This window comes from Pseudomonas mucoides (assembly GCF_015461845.1).
Classification (GTDB): domain Bacteria; phylum Pseudomonadota; class Gammaproteobacteria; order Pseudomonadales; family Pseudomonadaceae; genus Aquipseudomonas; species Aquipseudomonas mucoides.
Genome location: NZ_JACOPW010000001.1, coordinates 1351040 through 1375475 on the forward strand (window position 1 = coordinate 1351040; position 24436 = coordinate 1375475).

Annotated in this window: 18 protein-coding genes; 6 read left to right on the forward strand and 12 right to left on the reverse strand. The window is 60.7% G+C overall.

Features of this window, described 5'->3' with window-relative positions:
- Nucleotides 1-257 precede the first annotated feature (257 nt).
- Nucleotides 258-956 carry an aquaporin Z gene (gene aqpZ / locus H8F22_RS06385; protein WP_027925835.1) on the forward strand — a complete coding sequence of 233 codons (699 nt, stop codon included), beginning with the start codon at nt 258-260 and terminating at the stop codon, nt 954-956.
- Nucleotides 957-971: 15 nt separating this feature from the next.
- Here the strand turns inward: aqpZ and H8F22_RS06390 are convergent, their stop codons facing one another.
- On the reverse strand, nt 972-2096 hold the full coding sequence (locus tag H8F22_RS06390) for a GNAT family N-acetyltransferase (protein WP_059181417.1): 1125 nt from the start codon (nt 2094-2096) through the stop codon (nt 972-974).
- 282 nt (nt 2097-2378) lie between these two features.
- Here H8F22_RS06390 and H8F22_RS06395 point away from each other — a divergent pair, with 282 nt between their 5' ends.
- On the forward strand, nt 2379-3710 hold the full coding sequence (locus tag H8F22_RS06395; protein WP_027925837.1) for a putative porin: 1332 nt from the start codon (nt 2379-2381) through the stop codon (nt 3708-3710).
- Nucleotides 3711-3844: 134 nt separating this feature from the next.
- Here H8F22_RS06395 and H8F22_RS06400 read toward each other — a convergent pair whose 3' ends face one another.
- The 5 genes from H8F22_RS06400 to aceK form a co-directional block, all read right to left on the reverse strand.
- Nucleotides 3845-4081, reverse strand: a complete 237-nt coding sequence (locus H8F22_RS06400; RefSeq protein WP_027925838.1) for an anti-sigma factor family protein — start codon at nt 4079-4081, stop codon at nt 3845-3847.
- Nucleotides 4075-4689 carry an RNA polymerase sigma factor gene (locus H8F22_RS06405; RefSeq protein ID WP_194939850.1) on the reverse strand — a complete coding sequence of 205 codons (615 nt, stop codon included), beginning with the start codon at nt 4687-4689 and terminating at the stop codon, nt 4075-4077. The genes H8F22_RS06400 and H8F22_RS06405 overlap by 7 nt, the downstream gene beginning before the upstream one ends.
- Nucleotides 4690-4831: 142 nt before the next feature.
- Nucleotides 4832-5953, reverse strand: a complete 1122-nt coding sequence (locus H8F22_RS06410) for a beta-ketoacyl-ACP synthase III (protein WP_027925840.1) — start codon at nt 5951-5953, stop codon at nt 4832-4834.
- A gap of 331 nt (nt 5954-6284) precedes the next feature.
- A complete protein-coding gene (hrpA, locus tag H8F22_RS06415; protein WP_194939851.1) occupies nt 6285-10196 on the reverse strand; it encodes an ATP-dependent RNA helicase HrpA in 3912 nt (1303 codons plus the stop codon).
- 233 nt (nt 10197-10429) lie between these two features.
- Nucleotides 10430-12148, reverse strand: coding sequence for a bifunctional isocitrate dehydrogenase kinase/phosphatase (aceK, locus tag H8F22_RS06420; protein ID WP_027925842.1), 1719 nt, complete (start codon nt 12146-12148; stop codon nt 10430-10432).
- Nucleotides 12149-12387: 239 nt separating this feature from the next.
- On the opposite strand from aceK, the gene H8F22_RS06425 reads away from it, so the two are divergent.
- Entirely contained in the window at nt 12388-13296 is a 909-nt protein-coding gene (locus H8F22_RS06425; protein ID WP_027925843.1) for a DMT family transporter, read from the forward strand.
- Between the two features lie 114 nt (nt 13297-13410).
- Here H8F22_RS06425 and H8F22_RS06430 read toward each other — a convergent pair whose 3' ends face one another.
- From H8F22_RS06430 to H8F22_RS06455, 6 genes are all read right to left on the reverse strand, one after another.
- Nucleotides 13411-14991: an aldehyde dehydrogenase (NADP(+)) gene (locus H8F22_RS06430; RefSeq protein ID WP_194939852.1), complete on the reverse strand. Its 1581-nt coding sequence runs from the start codon at nt 14989-14991 to the stop codon at nt 13411-13413.
- Nucleotides 14992-15011: 20 nt separating this feature from the next.
- Nucleotides 15012-16007, reverse strand: a complete 996-nt coding sequence (gene araD1, locus H8F22_RS06435) for an AraD1 family protein (RefSeq protein ID WP_194939853.1) — start codon at nt 16005-16007, stop codon at nt 15012-15014.
- Between the two features lie 52 nt (nt 16008-16059).
- Entirely contained in the window at nt 16060-17235 is a 1176-nt protein-coding gene (locus H8F22_RS06440) for an L-rhamnonate dehydratase (RefSeq protein WP_027925846.1), read from the reverse strand.
- 329 nt (nt 17236-17564) lie between these two features.
- Nucleotides 17565-18569 carry a 4-hydroxythreonine-4-phosphate dehydrogenase PdxA gene (locus tag H8F22_RS06445; protein ID WP_027925847.1) on the reverse strand — a complete coding sequence of 335 codons (1005 nt, stop codon included), beginning with the start codon at nt 18567-18569 and terminating at the stop codon, nt 17565-17567.
- Nucleotides 18566-19522, reverse strand: coding sequence for an amidohydrolase family protein (locus H8F22_RS06450; protein WP_194939854.1), 957 nt, complete (start codon nt 19520-19522; stop codon nt 18566-18568). Before H8F22_RS06450 ends, H8F22_RS06445 begins: the two co-directional genes overlap by 4 nt.
- Complete coding sequence (locus tag H8F22_RS06455; protein WP_194939855.1) at nt 19515-20870, reverse strand: MFS transporter; 1356 nt, start codon at nt 20868-20870, stop codon at nt 19515-19517. Before H8F22_RS06455 ends, H8F22_RS06450 begins: the two co-directional genes overlap by 8 nt.
- Nucleotides 20871-21259: 389 nt before the next feature.
- Here H8F22_RS06455 and H8F22_RS06460 point away from each other — a divergent pair, with 389 nt between their 5' ends.
- Genes H8F22_RS06460 through H8F22_RS06470 form a run of 3 tightly spaced genes read left to right on the forward strand, consistent with a single transcriptional unit; the run spans nt 21260 to nt 24388 of the window.
- Nucleotides 21260-22276: a Bug family tripartite tricarboxylate transporter substrate binding protein gene (locus H8F22_RS06460; RefSeq protein WP_027925850.1), complete on the forward strand. Its 1017-nt coding sequence runs from the start codon at nt 21260-21262 to the stop codon at nt 22274-22276.
- A 52-nt stretch (nt 22277-22328) separates the two neighbouring features.
- A complete protein-coding gene (locus H8F22_RS06465) occupies nt 22329-22862 on the forward strand; it encodes a tripartite tricarboxylate transporter TctB family protein (protein ID WP_027925851.1) in 534 nt (177 codons plus the stop codon).
- Nucleotides 22859-24388 (forward strand): tripartite tricarboxylate transporter permease, encoded by a 1530-nt coding sequence (locus H8F22_RS06470; RefSeq protein WP_027925852.1) that lies wholly within the window; start codon nt 22859-22861, stop codon nt 24386-24388. The genes H8F22_RS06465 and H8F22_RS06470 overlap by 4 nt, the downstream gene beginning before the upstream one ends.
- The last annotated feature ends 48 nt before the right edge of the window (nt 24389-24436 follow it).

The window sequence follows — 24436 nt, forward strand, 5'->3', positions numbered from 1 at the left end:
GAGCCTGCTCGCGATGAGGGCTTCACATTCAACATCTTTGTTGACTGATCTACCGCTATCGCGAGCAGGTTCACTCCTACAGGGACCTTTTACACTCCAAAAACCGCCACAGCCTCTCAACCACGGGCTCTGGCGGTTTTTTACAGGCACTGGAATTCTCAAAAAACCCTGCTGTACTCAGCCAAGGTTCTGGAGATGGTTCTGCAGTCCATCTACTGGATGCGATAGGCAGTAAAACCTCGAAAGGGCACGCTCTCATGTCTCTATTCAAACGTTCTGCGACAGAGTTAGTAGGCACGTTCTGGCTGGTGTTGGGGGGTTGTGGAAGTGCGGTGCTGGCCGCTGCCTTCCCGAATGTGGGAATCGGATTGCTGGGGGTGTCCCTGGCGTTTGGTTTGACGGTGCTGACCATGGCGTTCGCCATTGGCCATATCTCCGGTTGTCATCTCAACCCGGCAGTGTCGCTGGGACTGGTGGTCGGCGGACGGTTCCCGGCCAAGGAACTGCCGGCCTACATCATTGCGCAAGTAATCGGCGGGGTGATTGCCGCCGCATTGCTGTACTTCATTGCCAGCGGCAAACCCGGTTTCGACCTGGCCGGGGGCCTGGCGTCCAATGGTTATGGCGAACACTCTCCGGGCGGCTATTCCATGGCGGCGGGGTTTGTCTGTGAACTGGTGATGACGGCGATGTTCATCCTGATCATCCTCGGGGCCACCGACAAGCGCGCCCCGGCCGGGCTTGCGCCCATCGCCATCGGTCTGGGACTGACCCTGATCCACCTGATCTCGATCCCGGTCACCAACACCTCGGTCAACCCGGCGCGCAGCACCGGCCCGGCCCTGATTGTCGGCGGCTGGGCGATTCAACAACTGTGGATGTTCTGGGTCGCACCGCTGCTGGGTGCGGTGATTGGCGGTGTAACCTATCGCTGGCTGGGTAAAGAAGACACTTAAGGCCCCGGACGAGGATCAGTCTTGCCGATAAGGCAAGGCGGTCCTCGCCTCTTCGGCATAGGCCAGCACCCCGACACGCTCTTGCTGCAGAAAGTCTTTGACCGCCGCCTTCAGCCCCGGGTGACGCAGGTAATGCCAGGAATGCGTGATCACCGGTTCAAAGCCGCGAATCAACTTGTGCTCGCCCTGGGCACCGGCGTCGAAACGCTGGAAGCCGTTGGCAATCGCATAGTCCATGCCCTGATAGAAACAGGTCTCGAAGTGCAGGCGATCAAACTCCGCCAGGCAGCCCCAGTAACGACCATAAAAACTGTCGCCGCCCACCAGGCTGAAGGCCATGGCCACCGGCCGTGAGCCCTGTTTGGCCAGCACCACGCGAATTGATTCCGGCATTCGTTCGGCCAACAGGCTGAAAAATTCGCGCGTCAAATAAGGCCTTTGCCGACGCACCGCGTAGGTGTTGGCGTAGCAGGCATAGACGAAATCCCACTGCGCCTGATCCAGTTGCCGACCTTCAAGCCATTCGAAATCAATACCCTGCCCCGCCACTTGCTCACGCTCTTTGCGCATCTGCTTGCGCTTGCGTGAACTGAGGGCGTCGAGGAAATCCTGGAAATCCCGATAGCCGCGATTCTGCCAGTGATACTGACAGCCAATTCGCTGCAGCCAGCCTGGCTGTTCGCTCAACGCAGCGTCGGTAAACGGGTCGGTGAAGTTGATGTGCGCGCTGGACAGTCCTTCGATCTCAAGGTAGCCCGGCAGGCTGTTGAGTAGCTCGAAACCGTCCTCGACACTGGCCGCCAGCAAGCGTGGGCCGCTGACCGGACTGAAGGGCACGGCGGTCAATAATTTGGGGTAATAGTCGATGCCGGCCCGCTCGCAGGCATCGGCCCAGGCGTGATCGAACACGTACTCGCCATAGGAGTGCCATTTGCGGTAACTGGGCAGCGCGGCGATCAGTCGATCACCCTCGATGTGCAGTAAATGCTCGGGCTGCCAGCCGGAATGCGGACCGACACTGCCGCTGTCCTCCAGGGCACTGAGGAAAGCATGGCGCAGAAAAGGCTGACGCTCGGGAACGAGCGCATCCCAAGTGTGCGGTGCGATTTCGGACAGATTTTTCAAACGTTGCAGCGGCATCAACTTCCTCTCCACTTCTTGCGTGAAAGCTTCGCGAGTATCGCCTATCGCCGTCCATTCCACACCCGCGTTTCGCCGACAGACCTGGGATGAAAAAGTTCAAACAGCCTTTGGATCGTCATCAAGACGCCATTACTTTGCCACTGCTTTGTCATAAACCATCGCGATACTGGCGCCTGTTTTTAGAGCGCCTGGTTATTACCTGGCCACTGTTTTCCGTCCATCAATGGTCGGTTGTGCCCTGGATGGCTCAGCCATCCACTCTCATCTTCGGAGATTGATATGCGTCTTGCTTCCACGAAAACTGCGGCGGTCCTGTGTGGCGGGCTGCTGCTGGCCATGAGCATTCCGGCCAGCGCCGCAGTCGACGCCAAACTGCTCGACATGCTCAAGGCTAACGGCTCGATTACCAACGCCCAGTACAGCGAACTGCAAGCCGAACTGGCCCGGGATCAGAAAGATCAGCAAATCGCCCGTCAGGCTCAGCAAGAGACCAACGAGCAGATCGCAGCAACTGCGAAGAAAACCGACACACTGAGCGCCTTCGACCAGAAACTGGCCTGGGCCGCCAAGACCCAATTCAAGGGTGACGTTCGTTTCCGTGAAGAAACCGTCCACAACGATGGCGTTCCAAACAACAAAGACCAGGATCGCCAGCGCATTCGTGCCCGCCTGGGTGCCTACAGCGAAATCAACCCGCAAGTCGACACCGGTATCCGCATTGCCACCGGCAGCAACGACGACGCGCGCTCCACCAACCAGGACTTGAACAACTACTTCGACAAGAAGCAGATCTGGCTGGACCAGGGTTACGTCGACTACCACCCGGACGCGATCAAGAACCTGCACCTCGTTGGCGGTAAGATGCCGCAACAATGGGTGAGCATGGGCGACATCATCTGGGATAGCGACATCAGCCCGGAAGGCCTGTCGGCGTCCTACAAGTACCCGCTGAGCGGCAGCACCGAACTGTTCGGCAGCGCCGGTCACTACACCCTCAAGGACAACGTCGACGGCGAAGGCGTGCAGTTCAAGCATGACCTGCGCCTGTACGCTGGCCAGTTGGGTGCGCGCTTTGCCATCACCGACAGCATGAAAATGACGTTGGGCGGCAGCATCTACTCGTACGACAACGACTCCAACAGCGCCTGCCCGACCACTGGCACCGCCACCGCGCCATGCGCCTTGGCCGTCAACGGCAACAGCCCGGGCGAAACGTTCAAGCTGTATGAAGGTTTTGGTCAGCTCGACTTCACCAACCTGCCAGTACCGCTCTCGCTGTACGGCCAGTACGTCAACAACAAAGACGCGAGCAACGACCAGGACACTGGCTGGTTGGCCGGCGTCAAGACCAAGCTCTACGGTTTCGCAGTGGACTACAACTACCGCGACGTGCAACAGAACTCTGTGGTTGGCGCGTTCACCGACTCCGACTTCGCCAACGGCTACACCGGTTCGCGCGGCAGCAAGTTGAAAGTGAGCTACGAACTGGACAAGAACTTCAACCTCGGCGCCACGTACTTCATGGCTAACTCCGACTACACCAACGCCAGCATCAAGAAGACCGACTCCGACATCAACACCCTGCAACTGGATGCCGAAGCAAAGTTCTGATTTACCCCGTTACACGACTCGGGCAAGGAAGCCCGGGTTGCTTTTACAGTCTGGCGTGGATGGGTTGATCCCCATCATCCGTTCGATTCATCCACGCGAGCCTGTTTCTTGCCCCCCGCCAACAATCCCCTCGGCTACGGAATGTCCTTGCGACGTTCGGCAGCCAGACGTTCGGCCAACGTATCGGCGTCCGGCACGACCTCTTCCGGCATGGCGCGCAATGTCGCCTGCATCACCCGCATCTGACGAATGAACCGCCGGCAATTAGGGCAGAACATCAGGTGATGACGCACCATCAGCCGCTCACGAAAACTCAACTGCCCGTCAAGATAGTCGCTGGAACGTGCCACTTGTTCCTTACAGGTCAGCATTCGCCGGTTTCCTCAAAATGTTCTACGGTCGCAAAGACCTTCAACCGTGCCCGATGCAGCAGCACACGAACATTGGAGAGCGAGATTTCCAGAAGATTACAGATTTCTTCCAGCTCCAGCCCCTGACGCTCGCGAAGTAATAACACACTGCTTTGCAGTTCCGACAGGCTGAGCAGCGTGTGTTCCAGGCATTCGCGCAGCTCGTTTTCGGTCAGCAGCGCTTCCGGGGTGTCCTGGTGCCAGGCAAACGGCGCCACCAGCCAATGACCATCACCGGACGAGAAACGATCATCATCGATGGTGCCATGGGGTGACGGCAGGTCATCGAGGAGCACTTCACGACGGTTTTGTTTGTATCGACCCTTTGCCGCATTCGCGGTAATGGTCAGCAACCAGGTCTTGAGGCTCGAACGCGCCTCGAACTTGCTCAGGTTACGCACCACCGACAGCCACGCATCCTGGACGATTTCGTCGGCATGCCGGCTGCCCACAATCGCATAGGCCACCGCGCGCATGGCGCTCTGGTAAGTGCTGACTAATTCCTTGAAAGCCTTTTGCTCGCCGGCCAGTAATCGCGCAAGCAGTTGCGAATCGTCAGCCGCCATCAATCAATCCCCTTGTTCTGACGTCGAAAATGACGACGGCAAGACTTCGCCCGTTGCGCAGTCCTGCCGTCATTTCCGAAAACTACAGTGTCCTGACTATTTCGACTGTAGGAAACTTCCTACTATCCAACGGAAAAAGTTCGGATCAACGCTTGCGCAGAATCACGCTGCCAATCGAATAACCGGCGCCAAATGAACTGAGCACGGCCAGCGAACCGGCAGCCAGATCATCCTGGTTCTTGTGAAACGCAATCACCGAACCGGCAGAGCTGGTGTTGGCGTAGGTGTCGAGAATCACCGGGGCTTCTTCTTCGGTGGCCTCGCGACCCAGCAGTTTCTTGACGATCAAGTGGTTCATGCTGAGGTTGGCCTGGTGCAGCCAGAAGCGCTTCACGTCACCGATGTTGAGCTTGTTCTCATCCAGGTGCGTGGCGATCAGCTCGGCGACCATCGGGCAGACATCGCGGAACACCTTGCGGCCTTCCTGCACGAACAGTTTGTCCTTGGCACCGATGCCCTCTTCCGCGGCGCGGTTGAGGAAGCCGAAGTTGTTGCGGATGTTGTTGGAGAACTTGGTCAGCAGCTTGGTGCTGACGATGTCGAACTGGTACTGGGACGTCGCCAGGTCCGCACGTTCGATGATCACGGCCGTGGCCGCGTCACCGAAGATGAAGTGGCTGTCGCGGTCGCGGAAGTTCAGGTGACCGGTGCAGACTTCCGGGTTGACCATCAGGATGGCCCGGGCCTGGCCCAGTTGCACGCTGTTAGTGGCGGCCTGAATACCGAAAGTTGCCGAAGAGCAGGCAACGTTCATGTCGAAACCGAAGCCCTGGATGCCCAGCGCTTCCTGGACTTCGATGGCGATGGCCGGGTAGGCGCGTTGCAGGTTGGAGCAGGCGACGATCACGCCGTCGATGTCAGCGGCGGTCTTGCCGGCGCGCTGCAAGGCTTGTTCGGCCGCGCCGATGGCCATTTGGCAGAGCACCGACCATTCGTCGTTCGAACGCTCCGGCAGGCGTGGTGCCATGCGTTGCGGGTCGAGAATACCGTCCTTGTCCATGACAAAGCGGCTTTTGATGCCGGAGGCTTTTTCGATAAACGCAGCGCTGGACTCGGTCAACGCTTCGACCTCGCCACGGGCAATGGCCTCGGCGTTGTCGGCATTGAATTGCGCCACGTAGGCGTTGAAAGACTGCACCAGCTCTTCGTTGGAGATGCTGTTGGCCGGGGTGTACAGGCCGGTGCCGCTGATGACGACGTTATGCATGGTCGTTTCTCTAATCTGTTCAGGCAGAAAGCATTGGCACCGACGTACCAACACACAAAGGGTCTGTTCCCGTCACGGGAAGCCAACCAGGCATCGCTTTATTCCGTTCCGCCCGAACCTTGAAGGGCTCAAAACCGCGGGGCCGGCGTTTATAGGCGCGAAGTTTGCCATAAACGTTAGATTTTGGCGCCTTTTGCGCGAGTAACGGCGTACCTAAAATGTGGGAGCGAGCTTGCTCGCGATGAGGCCAGTACATTCAATATCAATGTTGTCTGACAGTCCGTCATCGCGAGCAAGCTCGCTCCCACAGGTTTTGTGGCGAGCCCCGGTTTCAGGGTTCGACCTGAGTCCACTGTTTATTCAGGCGTTTATCGGAGATCGGCACCTTGGTCCCCAATTGTTGGGCGAACAGCGAAACCCGGTATTCCTCCAGCCACCAGCGGTACAGCTCCAGCTGCGGATCGCGCTTGCCTTCCTGGGCATGTTTGCCGGCGCGGGTCTGGTATTGGGTCCAGAGGCCGGACAATTCGCCGCTCCACACCCGATCCCGTTGCACCTGAGCGCCGATTTTCTCGAAACGCTGCTCGACCGCTTTCAGGTAACGCGGCAGTTCCTTGAGCCACACCATCGGTGTTTCACGCACGAAACCGGGATACACCAGATGACTGAGCTGCTGCTTGATGTCGTTCAGGGCCACGGCTTGCGCCAGGTCGATCTTGCCCTTGAAGCGTTTTTGCAGGCCATGCCACAGCTTGAGGATGTCCAGGGTCAGCTTCGCCAGACGCTCGGCGTGTTCGGTCCAGCCGCCACGTTTGCGCTCGGCCAACGCCGCCAGCCCGGCACCATCGCGCGGCAACGGGTCTTCACCGTCGAGAATGCAGCTGTCGAGACTGGCCAGCAGAATGTCTTCCACCAGACTGTCGACACGCCCCATGTCGCGGTACATCAGGCCCAGCTCGGTCAGCCCCGGCAGTTTGCCGCGCAGGAATTTCGCCGGCTCCGCCAGTTGCTGCATCAGCAAACGCTGCAATGCTCGGCGATGCTGGAACTCGGCTTCGGCCGGTGTCGAGAAACGCCCTTCCTTGACCGTACCGCCCTCTTCCACCAGCGCCGGATAGACCGTCATCGACAGCCCGGCGATCTTCTGCTGGGTTTTCTCGGCAACCGCGGCAAAGACCTTGGCTTCTACCGGCTGCTGGCTTTTCGCGGTTTGCGGTACCGCCAAGGCGGCCTGACTGGCTTCGGCAAAACGCGCGGTCAGTTCCGCCAGATCACGCCCTTCGCCCAGGAACTTGCCCTGGCCGTCGACGATTTCCAGGTTCATCCGCAAATGGCTGTCGACCTGCTGCGACGCTTCGGCCCACGCCTCATCGCTGACCCGCGCACCGGTCATGCGCAGCAATTCGCGGCCCAGCGCCAGCGGCAATGAACCCTCGGCGAAGGTCATGCGCTGCAACGCGGCTTTGACAAAGTCCGGCACCGGCACGAAATTCTTGCGCAAGGCCTTGGGCAGGTTGCGCACGAGCGCGATGCATTTGGCTTCGATCACACCCGGCACCAGCCACTCCAGGCGCTCCGGTGGCAGCATCGGCAGCAATGGCGCCGGTACGCGCAGGGTCACGCCATCACGGGGATGGTTAGGCTCGAAGTGGTAACTCAGCGCCAGTTCCAGATCGCCGATGTGCAAGGTGTCCGGGTAATGCAGGGCGGTGACTTCGCTGGCCTCGCGGGCCAGCACGTCTTCTTCGCGCATGATCAACAGCTGTGGGTCTTTCTGACTGTTGACCCGATACCAGCTGTCGAACGTCGCAGTCTGGTGAATCTCCGCGGGCAATCGCGCATCGTAAAAGGCGAACAGGGTTTCCTCGTCCGCGAGAATGTCGCGGCGACGGGCCTTGGCTTCCAGTTCGTCGAGTTGTTCCAGCAGTTGCGCATTGGCTGTCAGGCACTTGGCCTTGGACTGAATTTCGCCGCGCACCAGGCCTTCGCGAATGAAAAACTCACGGGACACCACCGGATCAATCGGCCCGTAATGCACCGGCCGCCGGCCGACCACGATCAACCCGAACAACGTGATCTGCTCGAAGGCCACGACCTGACCGCGCTTCTTCTCCCAATGCGGTTCGAAGTGGTTTTTCTTGATCAGGTGCCCGGCCAGTGGCTCGATCCAGTCGGCGTCGATCTTGGCGACCATGCGCGCATAGAGCTTGGTGGTTTCCACCAGCTCGGCAGTCATCAGCCATTGCGGACGCTTTTTACCCAAACCGGATGACGGGTGAATCCAGAAACGTCGCTGACGGGCCCCGAGGTAATCGCCTTCATCGGTTTTCTGGCCGATCTGACTGAGCAGGCCCGAGAGCACGGCTTTGTGCAGTTTCGGGTAATCCGCCGGTTCTTTGTTGAGGCTCAACTGCATGTCGCGGCAGATCAGGCTCAACTGGCGGTGCGAGTCGCGCCATTCGCGCAGACGCAGGTAATTGAGGAAATTCTTGCGGCACCAATTGCGCAACGGACTGGCCGTCAGCGCCTGACGCTGCTCTTCAAAGCCGCGCCACAGATTGACCAGCCCGGCGAAGTCCGAGTCCACGTCTTTCCATTGTGCGTGGGCCTGATCCGCCGCTTGCTGACGCTCCGGCGGTCGCTCGCGCGGGTCTTGAATCGACATGGCGCTGGCGACGATCAGCACTTCCTGCAAGCTGCCGAGTTTCGCCGCTTCCAGCAGCATGCGGCCCATGCGCGGGTCCACCGGCAAACGCGCCAGATTGCGCCCCAGCGGGGTCAGTTGGCTGTTGCGGTCCACCGCCGAGAGTTCTTGCAGCAGGTTGAAACCGTCGCTGATCGCCTTGCCGTCCGGCGGTTCGATAAACGGGAAGTCGGTGATCTCGCCAAGGCGCAGGTGCAACATCTGCAGGATCACGGCGGCGAGGTTGGTGCGCAGGATCTCCGGGTCGGTAAATTCCGGGCGGCCCATGAAATCGTCTTCGCCGTAGAGGCGGATGCAGATGCCGGGCTCGACCCGACCACAGCGACCTTTACGCTGGTTGGCGCTGGCCTGGGAAATCGCCTCGATGGGCAGGCGCTGGACCTTGGCGCGGTAGCTGTAACGGCTGATGCGCGCAGTGCCGCTGTCGATCACGTAACGAATGCCCGGCACGGTCAGCGAGGTTTCCGCGACGTTGGTTGCCAGTACCACGCGACGGCCTGGGTGCGACTGGAAAATCCGCTGCTGCTCGGCTGGCGACAGACGCGCATACAACGGCAGGATTTCGGTGTGTTTGAGCTGGGCCTTGCGCAGCATGTCGGCCGCGTCACGAATCTCGCGCTCGCCGGGCAGGAACACCAGCACATCGCCGGGGCTCTTGCGCTCGCTGCGTTCGAACGCGGCGATTTCATCGAGGGTGGCGAGGATCGCCTGATCGACGGTCAAGTCATCCTCGACGCGGTTGCCCTCTTCGTCTTGCTCCAGGGTCAGCGGGCGATACCAGGTGTCCACCGGGAAGGTGCGGCCGGAGACTTCGACAATCGGCGCATCGTCGAAATGCTTGGAGAAGCGCTCCAGGTCGATGGTGGCCGAGGTGATGATGACTTTCAGGTCCGGACGACGCGGCAGCAGGGTTTTCAGGTAACCGAGCAGGAAGTCGATGTTGAGGCTACGTTCGTGGGCTTCGTCGACGATGATCGTGTCGTAGCGTTCGAGGTAGCGGTCGTTCTGGGTTTCCGCGAGCAGGATGCCGTCGGTCATCAGTTTGATCAGGGTGTTGGAATCGCTCTGGTCCTCGAACCGCACCTGATAGCCGACCAGCGCGCCCAATGGCGTCGCCAGTTCTTCAGCCACCCGACTCGCCACGCTGCGCGCTGCAATTCGACGCGGCTGGGTGTGGCCGATCAGGCCATGCTGGCCGCGCCCGATTTCCAGGCAGATTTTCGGCAACTGGGTGGTTTTACCCGAACCGGTTTCGCCAGCGATGATCAGCACCTGATGCTTGAGCAGCGCGGCTTTGATTTCGTCGCGCTTGGCGGCGATCGGCAGGCTGTCGTCGTAACGAATCACCGGCAGGCTGGCGCGCCGCGCCAACACCTGATCACAGGACGCCTGCATGCGCGTCACCCACAGGGCCAGCTTGGCCTCATCAGGTTTCTTGCGCAGCTCAAGCAACTGCCGCCGCAGCCGGTGGCGGTCGGCGAGCATGGCGTGATCGAGGTTTTTCAGCAGTTTGTCGATGGAGGGCGATTCGTCGGTCATCGGGTACGCAATTCAGTCGTCTAGTGGCGCAGGGGCCGGATTGTCGCAGATTTGGGGGCTCGGCGACGAATTCAACCTGCCTTTGTGGTGAGGGAGCTTGCTCCCGCTCGGCTGCGCGGCAGTCGTAATCCGGTCATCGAGATTTGTCTGAAGCGGCGCGGTGGATGGTTTTTGGGTCGCTTCGCGACCCAGCGGGAGCAAGCTCCCTCGCCACAGGGGGTTCACTCAGGGGTTTATTCGTTATCCAGGCCTTTGCGGCGATACGGGAATACGTCGATGATTTTGCCGGCACGTATGGCTTCCTGCAGGCTTTTCCAGTAATCGGCGTTGTACAACTCGCCATGCAACTGATCAAACAAGCGCCGCTGCCCCGAGTCAGCAAACAAAAACGGCGGAAACTCCTCGGGAAACACATCCAGCGGCCCGATCGAATACCAAGGCTCCGACGCCATCTCGTCTTCCGGCGTACGCGGCTGCGGGATGTGCCGGAAGTTGGCTTCGGTCAAAAAGCAAATCTCGTCGTAGTCATAAAACACCACGCGACCGTGGCGGGTGACGCCGAAGTTTTTCAACAGCATGTCGCCGGGAAAGATATTCGCCGCCGCCAGTTGCTTGATCGCCAGGCCGTAATCCTCCAGCGCCTCATGCACCTGCGCCTCGTTGGCGTTTTCCAGATACAGGTTCAATGGCGTCATCCGCCGTTCGGTCCAGCAGTGGCGGATCAGCACGGTGTCACCTTCCACCGACACCGTGGACGCGGCGACTTCGAGTAATTCTTCCAGGCACGCCGGGTCGAATTTGCTCAATGGGAAACGGAAATCGGCGAACTCCTGGGTATCGGCCATGCGTCCGACGCGGTCGACACTTTTGACCAGCCGGTATTTCTCGATCACCGTGGCTCGGTCAACGTTCTTCGACGGCGAGAAACGGTCCTTGATGATTTTGAACACGGTGTTGAAACCCGGCAGGGTAAACACGCTCATGACCATGCCGCGCACGCCGGGGGCCATGATGAACTGGTCGTCGGTGTTGGCCAGATGGTTGATCAGCGCCCGATAGAATTCAGATTTGCCGTGTTTGTAGAAACCGATCGAGGTGTACAGCTCGGCGATGTGCTTGCCCGGCAGGATGCGCTTGAGGAAACCGATGAACTCCGCCGGCACCGGCACGTCGACCATGAAATACGAGCGGGTGAACGAGAAAATGATCGACACGTCCGCTTCATCGGTAATCAGCGCATCGATCTGAATCCCGCGACCTTCGCGGTGCAGCAGCGGAATCACCAGCGGCCACTGTTCGTCCCGGGTGTAGATACGCCCGACCAGGTACGCCCCCTTATTGCGGTAGAGCACCGAGGAAAACAGTTCGACGCTCAACTCCGGGTCCTTGCACACCCAGTCCGGCAGGTTCTCGCGCAGTTGCGCTTCGAGGCGGTGCAAGTCGCCGGCCAGATCGGCGTAATCCTCACTGAAACGGTAGTCGGCAAAAATGCTCGCGAGCATGCCGGACAACTGGCCCTGAGGTTTGTACGTGCGGGTTTGTGCGGCGCGGGCCCGGCGAAGGCTCGGGCGGGTGGTGTGAATGAACATGCAGCCGTCGCTGATCAGGTCATGGCTGAACAGACCGCAGAAAATCGAGTTGTACCAGGTCTCGGACAATTCATCGTCGAACCGCAGGTCGATCAGCGTGATGTACGCGCTCTTGACCAGCGGCCAGCAACTGACGTCCAGCGTGTCGCTGTCGAACGCGACGCGCAGCCGCTCCACGGTTTCACTGACTTTTTCTTCATAGAGATTGATCCGCGCGGCCGACGCGATTTGCGTCTCCTGCCACTGGGCCTGTTCGAAACGGGCTCGCGCGCCGTCGGTGATCTGGCGGAAATGCTCGCGGTAATCGTCAAAGCCATCGAGGATCATTCGGGCGATATCGGCGGCTGGCCATTGCTGCGGCATGGTGAGACCTCTGCGGGAATTCGTGAGCCCTGAGCTTAGCCAGTGAACCGGGTGCAGGAGAAGCGTAATTTTCCACTCGGGTTATGGCCTTGACGAGAACCGTAGCAGCTGGCGAAGCCAGCTGCTACAAAGTGCGGTTCGGCTCAACTTATAGGCATCAAGGTTATTTGCCCGTTTTTCGGTTGCCATCAATCAGGCACTCGGCAACACTCTCGTCCCCAGCAAGGAAGGAGAGCACCGTGAACCCCGTCGATATCGTCCGTTTACTGTCACTGGCGGCCATTTGGGGTGCGAGTTTTCTGTTCATGCGCATCATCGCCCCCGTGATTGGCACAATCCCCACGGCGTTTTTCCGCGTGTCGATTGCCGCGACCGGCCTGCTGATTATTCTCGGGCTGATGCGCATCAGCTGGGATTTCAAAGGCAAACTCAAGACCGTGATGCTGCTCGGGGTGATCAACTCCGGGATTCCGGCGACTTTGTATTCCGTGGCCGCTCAGGTGCTGCCGGCCGGGTATTCGGCCATTTTCAACGCCACCACGCCGCTGATGGGCGTGTTGATCGGCGGGTTGTTTTTCCATGAACGACTCACCGCCGCCAAGCTTGGCGGGGTATTCCTCGGACTGTTTGGTGTGGGCGTGCTGACCCGCGCGGGCCCGGTCGCGTTCGACCTGCAATTGCTGATGGGCGCCCTCGCCTGCCTGATGGCCACGACGTGTTATGGCTTCGCCGGTTTCCTGGCCCGCCGTTGGCTCGATCACGCGGGCGGTCTGGACAGTCGCCTTTCGGCGGTGGGCAGCATGATGGGGGCCACGTTATTTTTGCTGCCGCTGTTCGGTTACAGCGTGATTACCCAGCCACCGGCGAGCTGGGGCGGCTGGAATGTCTGGCTGTCGTTGTTGGGGTTGGGGCTGGTGTGTACCGCGCTGGCGTACATCATTTACTTCCGCTTGCTCAGCTCGGTCGGGCCGGTGCGGTCGATGACCACGACCTTCCTGATCCCGCCGTTCGGGGTGTTGTGGGGGGCGTTGTTGCTGGATGAGCCGTTGTCCATGGCGCATATCTATGGCGGGGTGTTGATTGCGGCGGCGTTGTGGCTGGTGTTGAAGCCGGCGGTGGTGAAAGTGGCTGAGGTGACGGCCAAGTAGTGCTGTGGTGCGGCTGATTAAGCCATCGCGAGCAAGCTCACTCCCACAATGGATTTGCGGTGCTCACAAAACCCTGTGGGAGCGAGCTTGCTCGCGATGGCGATCGCCCAGGCACTACAAAGCCGACTGACTCACCTCCCCATCCACCAACCGCCGAATCCCCAGCGGATTAGCGTTCTGCAACGCCTCTGGCAACAACGCATCCGGGTAATTCTGAAAGCACACCGGCCGCAGGAACCGATCGATCGCCAGCGTCCCCACCGACGTCCCCCGCGAGTCGGACGTCGCCGGGTACGGCCCGCCATGCACCATCGCCTCGCACACCTCGACCCCGGTCGGATAGCCGTTGAGCAGAATCCGCCCGACCTTTTCCTGAAGCATTTCCGCCAGCCAGCGGTACTGCAGCAACTCCTCGGTCTCGCCAATCAACGTCGCCGTCAATTGCCCGCGCAACCCCTGCAACGCTTCTGCCAACTGCGCACCGCTCTCGACTTCGACGACGATGGTGGTCGGCCCGAACACTTCTTCCTGAAGCCGCTCATCACCCTCGAGCAACAAACTGACATCAGCCTTGAACACCTGCGGTTGCGCCTGATTGCCCTGTTGCGGCCGGCCCGCCAGGTGCGTCAGCCCCGGATGTTCGTGCAACTCGCCAAGGCCCCGGCTGTAGCTGACCAGCGCACCGGTGTTGAGCATGGTTTGCGCCGGTTGCTGGTTCATGCTGGCGCAAAAGGTTTCCAGAAAGCTGCTGAACTGCGGCGAACGCAGGCCAATGACCAGACCGGGATTGGTGCAGAACTGACCGCCCCCCAAAGTCACCGAGCCGGCCAGTTGCGCAGCGATCTGCTCGCCGCGTACCGCCAGTGCTTCGGGCAACAGGAACACCGGGTTGATGCTCGACATCTCGGCAAATACCGGGATCGGTTGCGGGCGGGTCGCGGCCATGTGGCTCAGGGCATTGCCACCCTTGAGCGAACCGGTGAAGCCCACCGCCTGAATCGCCGGATGCTTGACCAGCCACTCGCCGACGCCCCCGCCGTAGATCATGTTGAACACGCCGGCCGGCATTTCGGTGCGCTCGGCGGCACGGATGATCGCGTCCGCCACCCATTCAGCCGTCGCCATGTGACCGCTGTGCGCCTTGAACACCACCGGGCAACCGGCGGCCAAGGCCGACGCGGTATCGCCGCCGGCCGTGGAGAACGCCAGCGGAAAGTTACTCGCGCCAAACACCGCGACCGGCCCTAAACCGATGCGGTACTGACGCAGGTCCGGACGCGGCAATGGCTGGCGATCCGGCAGTGCCCGATCAATCCGCGCACCATAAAAATCCCCGCGACGCAGGACCTTGGCAAACAAACGCATCTGCCCGCTGGTGCGCCCCCGCTCCCCCTGAATACGCCCGGCCGGTAGCGCGGTTTCGCGGCACACGGTGGCGACAAAATCATCGCCGAGTGCATCGATTTCATCGGCGATGGCGTCGAGGAAGCGGGCGCGCTTTTCCGCGCTCAGGTTGCGGAAGACCGGGTAAGCGGCGGCCGCAGCGTTGGCGGCGGCATCCACTTCGGCTTCGCTGGCCTGAAAAAACATGCCCGGCAGCGGTTCGCCAGTCGTCGCGTCGAGGCTTTGCAATTGCAGCGTGCCGTTGGCGCTGCGGCGACCGCCGATGTAGTTGTGTCCCAGTGGCAATGTCATGAGGGGGTTCCTTTAAAGGCTTAAAGCGCACGCACTTGGCCGATGGCTAACGGCTGGGCGCTTTCGCCGATGCCGTTCACCAGTGGCGCACCAAACTCATCGAGGCTGATCTGGAAGCGATCGCCCGGCTGGGTTTTCACCCCGTCGGCAAACGACAGCGTGGCAGTGCCGAAGTAGTGCACATGGACATCGCCGGGGCGCAAGAACTGCGCGTACTTGAAGTGATGGAATTCGAGGTTGGCGAGGCTGTGGCACATGTTGTCTTCGCCGCTGAGAAATTCCTTTTCCCAGATCGTTTCGCCGTTGCGCTTGATGCGGCTGGTGCCGGCCAGATGCCTGGGCAACTCACCGACACGCAGTTCGGGGCCGTAGGAGCAAAAACGCAGTTTCGAATGGGCCAGGTACAAGTAATTGCGCCGCTCCATCACATGGTCGGAGAACTCGTTGCCCAAGGCATAACCGAGGCGATACGGCAGGCCGTCGTCGCCGATCACATACAGGCCCGTCAGCTCCGGTTCTTCGCCAGCGTCCTCGGCAAACGGTGGCACTGGAAAATCCGCACCGGGGCGCACGACGATGCTGCCGTCGCCCTTGTAAAACCATTCCGGCTGCGCGCCAATCTGCCCGGCGGCGGGCTTGCCGCCTTCCAGGCCCCACTTGAAGATGCGCATGGTGTCGGTCATGTCGGCTTCGACGGCGCCGTCCTGCTGGTGCATTTTGTCCCGCGCCGAGGCGCTGCCCAAGTGCGTCAGGCCGGTACCGCTGATCAGGCAATGGGCCGGGTCTTCGTGATCCAGCGGCGGCAGGACTTTGCCTTGCTGTAACAGTTGCGCGTAATCGGGCCCCGGTTCGGTGCCGCGCCGGGCGACCTCTTCTTGCAAGCTACGCTGGGCGCGGATGGCCGCGAGGGCCAGTTCACGGGTGCTGCCGGTGCCTTTGAGCACCTGGACCTGTGAACCCTCGACGAGGCCGACCTGGCGCTCGCCGGCAGTGTTTTCAAATTGAATCAGGCGCATGACGGCCTCCAGAAAGTCGGGGATGGCGCCGTACGTTAACGGCGCCTCAAGGTCACTCGATGATGTTGAAGTCGCTCAGGTACTCATCGGAGATTTCCAGGCCCAGGCCCGGTGTGTGGTCGTCGAGCTGGATGTAGCCGTTGACCGGTTGCGGCTCGCCCTTGAACACGTAGTAGAACAGTTCATTGCCAACCTCGACGTCGAACACCGGGAAGAACTCGGCCATTGGCGAGGCGGTGGTGGACATGGTCAGGTGGTAGTTGTGCATCTGACCGGCGTGAGGGATCACCGGCACCGACCAGGCTTCGGCCATGGCGTTGATCTTGCGCGCGGCGGTGATACCGCCGACGCGGTTGGTGTCGTACTGGATCACGTCGACGGCGCGGCGTTCCAGCAAGTCCTTGAAGCCGTAGGAAGTGAACTCATGCTCACCACCGGAGATCGGCATGATCCCCATTTTTTTCAGCTCGATGTAGCCTTCGATGTCATCGGCGATCACCGGTTCTTCGAGCCAGCGCGGCTCGAACTCGGCGAGTTTTGGTAACATGCGCCGCGCGTATTCCAGGGTCCAGCCCATGTAGCATTCGAGCATGATGTCGATGTCTGGACCGGCCAGGTTACGCAGCGCGCGCACTTGTTCGATGTTCTTGCGCATGCCCGCCGGGCCGTCTTTCGGGCCGTAGCCGAAGCGCATTTTCAGCGCGGTGAAACCCTGGTTCAGATAACCCTGGGCCTCTTCGAGGAACAGGTCGAGGTTGTCGTTGGCGTAGAGTTTTGAGGCGTAGGTCCAGATCTTTTCCTTGGTCCGCCCGCCGAGCAGTTTGAACACTGGCTTGTTCACGGCTTTGCCCATGATGTCCCAGATGGCGATGTCGATGGCCGAGATCGCCGCCATGCCGATGCCTTTGCGGCCCCAGGCGTGGCTCTGGCGGTACATTTTCTGCCAGATGTATTCGTTGTCGAACGGGTCTTCACCCATCGCAATCGGTGCCAGGTAAGTGTCGATGATTTCCTTGGCCACGCGAGGCGCCAGGGCGCAGTTACCGATGCCGACGAGGCCGGTATCGGTCTCGACTTCCACCACCAGCCAGCCGTGAAAACGGAACGAGCCCATGGCGTCGCCACGCTCGAACAGGATGTCGCTGGCATTGGTGCAGAAGTGCGCTTGAGGGGGAACGACTTTGCCTTTCCACTCAAAAACGCGGGTACGGATGGCTTTGATTTTCATGAATACAATTCCTTGCGCTGCCGGCTTCTTGTCGTTGTTGGGTCGCTGCTCAGAACCGCATGGGGGGCAGGTTCCAGGCGTTCGATGGAGCGACTTTAGCCAGCGCTCGGGGGTGCGGATAATCACTTATGCGTATCCGGCGATAACCTGGGGTGATCGCATTTTTGTATTTTTGCCTAGATGGGGTTATCAGCCCCAACACAAAACAAAGGTGGGAGCGAGCTTGCTCGCGATAGCGGTATGTCAGTCACTGCTGCTGTGACTATCAGACCGCTATCGCGAGCAAGCTCGCTCCCACAGGAGATTTTCGTTGTGTTGAAAACCGGGGATCAGTAGGTGTTGGTGCCCATCCGGCACGCGATTTCGAACGCCTGGCGGGTCGCCCCGACATTCGCTTTGCCCTGCCCTGCAATGTCGAATGCTGTGCCATGGGCCGGGGTGGCAATCGGTATCGGCAAGCCGCCCTGCACCGTCACGCCGCGGGAGAAGCCCATCAACTTGATCGCGATCTGTCCCTGGTCGTGATACATCGTCACCACCGCGTCAAAGGCACTGGCATCGCCCTGCACCTTGAGGAAAATCGTGTCCCCCGGGTACGGCCCTTCCGCCGCAATCCCCAACGCCTGGGCGGAGCGCACGGCGGGGCCGATGATGTCCAGTTCTTCGCGACCGAACGAGCCGTTGTCGCCGTTGTGCGGGTTCAGCCCACACACACCGATACGCGGTTTGGCCAGGCCGTTGCGCTTGAGCGCGGTGTCGATCAACTGAATGGCTTCCACCACCCGCGCCTGCGTGAGCATGCCCGGCACTTCAGCCAGCGCCACGTGGGAGGTCACCCGCGACGTCCACAAGTTATCGAGCACGTTGAACTCACAGAACGGCCCGTGGAAATCCAGCAACTCGGCGAACCAGTGCAGCTCATCGTTATGTGCCATGCCAGCCATGTGCAGCGAGGTCTTGTTCAGCGGTCCGAACAGCACGGAGTCGGTGATGCCGGCCTCGGTCAGGCGCAAGGCTTTTTCCAGGGTATCGAGGCTATAGCGACCGCCGATGATGCTGGCTTCATTGCGCGCAAATTCGCCAATGGTGTCGCCGCGAAAGTCATAGAACAGCGGCGTGTCATCAACGAATGACAGTTGCTCCAGCGACTCGACGCGACGGTACGGAAACTCCGTCCCGGCAATGCGCATGCCGCGACGCATTTCTGCCTCGTCGGCGATCAAAATCACCTGGGCCTGACGGCGCACCTCGGGCTCGGCGAGCAGGCGTGCGATCAGTTCCGGGCCGATGCCGGCCGGGTCGCCCAGGACCATCGCGATGGTGGTTTTGTTCATGCTTCACTCCTCAAGGATTCAGGCCGCGCCCGGTCAATGGCGCAAGGCTCGCAGCGATAGACTTGCTGCGCGTTGCTGTAGAAAAGCCGTTGCTGATCGGCGCTCGGAAAATCGGCAACGATGGATTTGAAACCGCTGTAAATGTCGTCGAACGAGCCGCACAGGCTGTCCACGGGGAAGTTGCTGGCGAACATCGCCCGGTCGCTGCCGAACATGGCAATGACTTCGCGCACGATCCAGGCGTTGTCCTTGGCGCGCCAACGCTGGCCGCCCTGGCCCAGGCCGGAAATCTTCACCCGCACGTTCGGCCACTGCGCCAGCCGCGCCATCGCCAGGCGCCAACCGGCCAGGCCTTCGGCACTGCGGTCATTGGGCAATCCGGCATGGTTGAGAATCAGCGTGACGCCGGGAAAGTCCCGGGCCAGGCGTTCGGCTTCGTGCAGGTTCCACCAAGGCGTCTGCAGGTCGAAATGCAGGCCCAGGCCTTCGAGCGCGGCGTAACTGCGGCGCCAGTGTTCATCGCTCATCAGGCTGCGCACGTGCCCTACCTGCTCCGGTGCGACAGGACCGCCAGGCTTGTGGCGCACACTGCGCACGCACTTGAAACCCGCTTGCTCAGTCAGCACCGCGATGGCGTCCGGATGGTCGAGCCAGGCTTGCGCGACGATGGCGTTCGGCACGCCGTAGCGCGCGACCAGCCCCTCGATGAAACGGGTTTCGCCAATCGGGTCTTGCGGGTTCCATTCAGTCTCGACGTACACCGTTTGCACGACGTTATGGGCACCGGCATCGACGAAGTAGTCATCGGGAAAATAGCGACGCTTGATCGCGCTGTAATCACCGTAGCGAAACGCAATGTTGGCCTCGGGCGCGAGCCACGGATGGTTATTGATCGCCGGGTCCCAGAAATGGTGATGGGCGTCTACGATCGGGCCGTCCCACAACTTAGTCATGACGCACCTCATCCAGGCTGATAAACAATGTGGCCAATACAAAGACCGCCGAGCACGCCGCAAAGAACCCCAGCACCGGCGCGAAACCACCGGCCATTTGCACAATGACGCCCACCAGAATCGGCACCGCGATACCGCCCGTGCTGCCGGCCATGTTCATCACACCGCCGATCAAACCGACCCGGGCCGGCGCCGCCAGCAGCGCCGGGAAGCTCCAGTAGAGGCTGCCCCACATCAGGAAAAACGCAGTCATGGCCAACAGCGCCACCGCCGCAAAAGGATCACTCAGGGTCGGCAGCAACAGGAACGCGCCCAACGCCACGACACCGGAAAACGCCAGCAGACTCTTGACTGCCACACCGCGGCTCACACCTTTGCGAATCAAGCCGTCGCAGAGGAAACCACCGGTCAATGAACCCAGCGCGCCGCAGATGAAAATCACGAAGGTCGCCGCGCCAATGCCCTTGATATCAAAGCCGCGAGCCTGCGCCAGGTAACTGGGGCCCCAGGTCAGCAAACCGAAATACACCATCGCCCAACTCGCACGGCCGATCAGCAAACCCGTCAATGAACGGGCCGCAATGCCCAGCCCCTTGACCGGCGCACGGGCGGCTTCGGCAGCCGGCGTGGCGCGTCCGGCGTTGATCTTCTCCAGCTCCTGGGCATTCACTTGTGGATGCGTGGCCGGGTCATCGCGCAGGTAACGCCGCGCCAGCCACGCCAGAACAAGCGTTGCGAGGCCGGCGATCACGAACGCCAGACGCCACGAATCCAGCGAAGCAATCAGGTACGCAATGATCAACCCGCCCACTGCCACGCCCAACGGGCTGCCACTGTCCATCAGCACCGCGCCGCGACTGCGCTCGCTCGGCGCCAGCCACAGGGAAATCAGTTTGCCGCCGGACGGAAACAAGGGCGCCTCGGCGGCCCCCAGTGCGACGCGGGCGAACAGCAGTGACACACCGCCCGTGGCAAAGGCAGCGATGACCTGAAAAGTCCCCCACAACCCCGTGGACCAACTGATCACCCGGTGCGGGCCGAAACGGTCAATCAGCCAGCCGCCAGGAATCTGCAACAGCGCATACGCCCAGAAGAAGCTGCTGAGGATCAGCCCTTGCAGGCTCGGCGACAGGGAGAATTCATGGGCGATGGTCGGCATCGCAATCGACAGCGACACTCGATCGATCAGGTTGACCATGGTCAACGCAAAGATGATCGCGAAAATCCGCCAGCGTACGCTGCTGGCGTTGCTCGCCCCGGAGAGCGGGACGGCCGCTACGGTTGATTGAACACCTGCCGATTGAACACCAGCATTGTGCAGATGCAGGGAAGCACTGGGACGAGCCATGGTGCGTACCTCGATTTATTATTTTTGTGGTGACGACATTGCCGCGGCGTGGCGGCGTTGGTGAGCACTATCGAAGGCTCAGTGATAACCGTCTAATCAAAACTTGAAATCAGGCGATAGCCTCGAGTTATGGCATGCCCTGCTTTCAGGCAGCTTTCAACGGATAGCCGCCTTTCGGTTTTCCTCGAAAACGGCTCTGGCGCAAAGCCTGGCGCGTTAACGGCCACTTTCACTGCCCAGACCTATAACCCCAGGCTATCGGTGTATGTATTGTTTTGACTAGACGCGGAGCCGGCGGCTTCACACACTCAGGCCAGGCTTGCAGCTTTACCGCATCGACAAGCCGCTCATAACAATTACAAGAAACACAAAAACGAGGCCATTCCATCATGCGAAATGCATTCGTCCGTCGCACCTCCCGTTTGTTTCTCGGCTGCACACTGATCGCCGCTGGCGCCCTTCCCGCTCTCGCCAGCGCTGCCTGGCAGCCGGACAAGAACGTCGAAATCGTCGTCGCCGGTGGTCCCGGTGGCGGCACTGACCAACTCGGTCGCCTGATCCAGTCGATCATCACCACCCACAAGTTTCTCGATGTGAATACCATCGTCCTCAACAAGGGCGGTGGCAATGGTGCCGAAGCCTTTCTCGACCTGAAGATGAACAAGGGCGACGCGGAAAAACTGGTGATCGGCACCAACAACATCTACCTGTTGCCGCTGGTGTCCAAGCTCGGTTACCAATGGCAGGAACTGACGCCCGTCGCCGCCGTGGCCGAGGATGACTTCATTCTCTGGAGCTACAAAGACGCGCCATGGAAAGACGCCAAGGGCTTCTACGCCGCGGTCAAGGCGGACCCGTCGAACCTGCGCATGGGCGGCAGCCAGTCCAAGGATGTCGACCAGACCCTGACCCTGCTGCTGAACCAGACCAACGACGCCAAACTCGTCTACATCCCGTTCAAGAGCGGCAGTGAAGCCGCGACCCAACTGGCCGGCAAACACATCGCCGCCAACGTCAACAACCCCAGCGAAAGCATCAGCCAATGGCGCGGCGACCAGGTCGAGCCACTGTGCGTGTTCAGTAAAGAGCGCATGGGCTACACCGAGAAAGTCGCCGGGAATAAATCCTGGGCCGACGTGCCGACCTGCCATGAAGAAGGCTTGGGCATCGACCAGTACCGCTTTCCGCGCACCGTGTTCATGCCTGGCGACGTCACGGCCGAACAGCGCGCGTTCTATGTCGAGCTGATGCGCAAAGTCACCGAGACGCCGGAGTTCAAGGCGTACGTGAAACAGAACGCACTGGTGCCGACCTTCCTCGAAGGCGAGCCGCTGACCGCCTACATTGAGAAAGACACCGCCCGCGTGACCCCGGTGTTCAAAGAAGCCGGCTGGCTGAAAAACTGAGTCGCCAACGGCCGTCCGCATGCGCGCGGCCGTCACCTGCTGGAGGTGTTTGATGTCCCAATCTTCGGATTCACCGGCGCTGGTCGGCACCCGCTGGGTCGAACTCGGCCTGACACTCTTCACCACGCTGATCGGCGCGGTGGTGATGTTCGGCAGCGTCGAACAAGGTATCGGCTGGGGCGATTCCGGCCCCGAGCCGGGTTACTTTCCCTTCTACATCGGCCTGCTGTTGAGTGCCGCCAGTGTCGGCAATGGCGTGTTGACCGTGGTGCGCTGGCAAGCCCTGAGCATTTCATTCGTCAGCCGCAGCGCATTCAAGCAAGTGTTGTCGGTGTTCATCCCGATTGCGCTGTTTGTCGGCGCCATGCCGTTCACCGGTATTTACGTGGCCTCAGCCTGTTTCATTGCCTGGTTCATGTGGCGTGACAACGTCCGCGTCAAACCCTACGGCAAGCTGATGATCGGCACGGTGTCGCTGGGTGCGGTGCTCGCCAGCTACCTGATTTTCGCGCTGTGGTTCAAGGTCCCGCTGGATGCCGGCCCGATGGGCGACTGGATTGCCCTGGCCGGGAGAAATTTCAAATGAGCGAGTTCGATTCCCTGCTGCAAGGCATGAACCTGATCCTGACCCCGGGGCATATCGGCCTGATGGTGATCGGCGTGCTGCTGGGCATTCTGGTCGGCGTGTTGCCCGGCCTCGGCGCCCCCAATGGCGTGGCGTTGCTGCTGCCGCTGACGTTCACCATGTCGCCGGTGTCGGCGATCATTCTGCTGTCGTGCATGTATTGGGGCGCGCTGTTCGGCGGCTCGATCACCTCGATTCTGTTCAACATTCCCGGTGAGCCCTCATCGGTGGCGACGACGTTCGACGGTTACCCGATGGCCCGTGAAGGTCGTGCCGCCGAGGCACTGACTGCGGCGTTCAGTTCGGCGCTGATCGGCGCATTGGCCGGGGTGTTGTTGCTGACGTTTCTGTCGACAAAAATTGCCGCGTTTGCCATGTCGTTCAGCTCGCCGGAGTTCTTCGCGGTGTACCTGTTGGCGTTCTGCACCTTCATCGGCATGAGCAAGAACCCGCCGCTGAAAACCGTGGTGGCGATGATGATCGGGTTTGCCATGGCGGCGGTCGGCATGGACACGGTGTCCGGCAACCTGCGCCTGACCTTCGACCAGCCAATCTTGATGACGGGCATCAGTTTCGAAGTGGCGGTAATCGGCCTGTTCGGCATCGGTGAAATCCTCTGCACCGTCGAGGAAGGCCTGGTGTTTCGCGGCGAGCATGCGCGCATCACACCGATGGTGATCCTGCGCACTTGGGCCAAGTTGCCACGCTACTGGTGGACGATTGTGCGCAGCACGCTGGTCGGCTGCTGGATGGGCATCACCCCTGGCGGCCCGACGGCCGCGTCGTTCATGAGCTACAGCCTGGCGAGGCGATTCTCCAAGAACCGAGAGAACTTCGGCAAAGGTGAACTCGAAGGCGTGATCGCCCCGGAAACCGCCGACCACGCCGCCGGCACGAGTGCCCTGCTGCCAATGCTGACCCTGGGCATTCCCGGCTCGGCCACGGCGGCGGTGATGCTCGGTGGCTTGATGATCTGGGGCCTGCACCCTGGCCCGACGCTGTTCGTCGAGCAGCATGATTTTGTCTGGGGCCTGATCGCCAGCATGTACCTGGGCAACGTGGTCAGCCTGATCGTGGTGTTGGCCACCGTGCCGCTGTTTGCCTCGATCCTGCGGATTCCGTTTTCGATCATTGCGCCGATCATCATCATGGTCTGCGCCATCGGTGCCTATTCGGTGCACAACTCGTTCTTCGACGTGGTGCTGATGCTGGGCTTCGGCGCGCTGGGGTATCTGTTCAAGAAACTCGGTTATCCGATTGCGCCACTGGTGTTGGCGGCGGTGCTGGGCGACAAGGCGGAAGATGCGTTCCGTCAGTCGATGCTGTTTTCTGACGGTCATTTGGGCATCTTCTGGTCCAACCCATTGGTGGGCAGCCTGACCACGGCGGCGCTGCTGATGCTGTTCTGGCCGCTGATTTCCAAGGCGCTGGGCGGCCTGATGGGCCTGCGCAAACCCCACGTCGCCAAACCCAAATCGGTGCTGTGACACAGCAATGCTGGCAACGCCTGACATTTGTTGTCAGGCTTGCCGCAG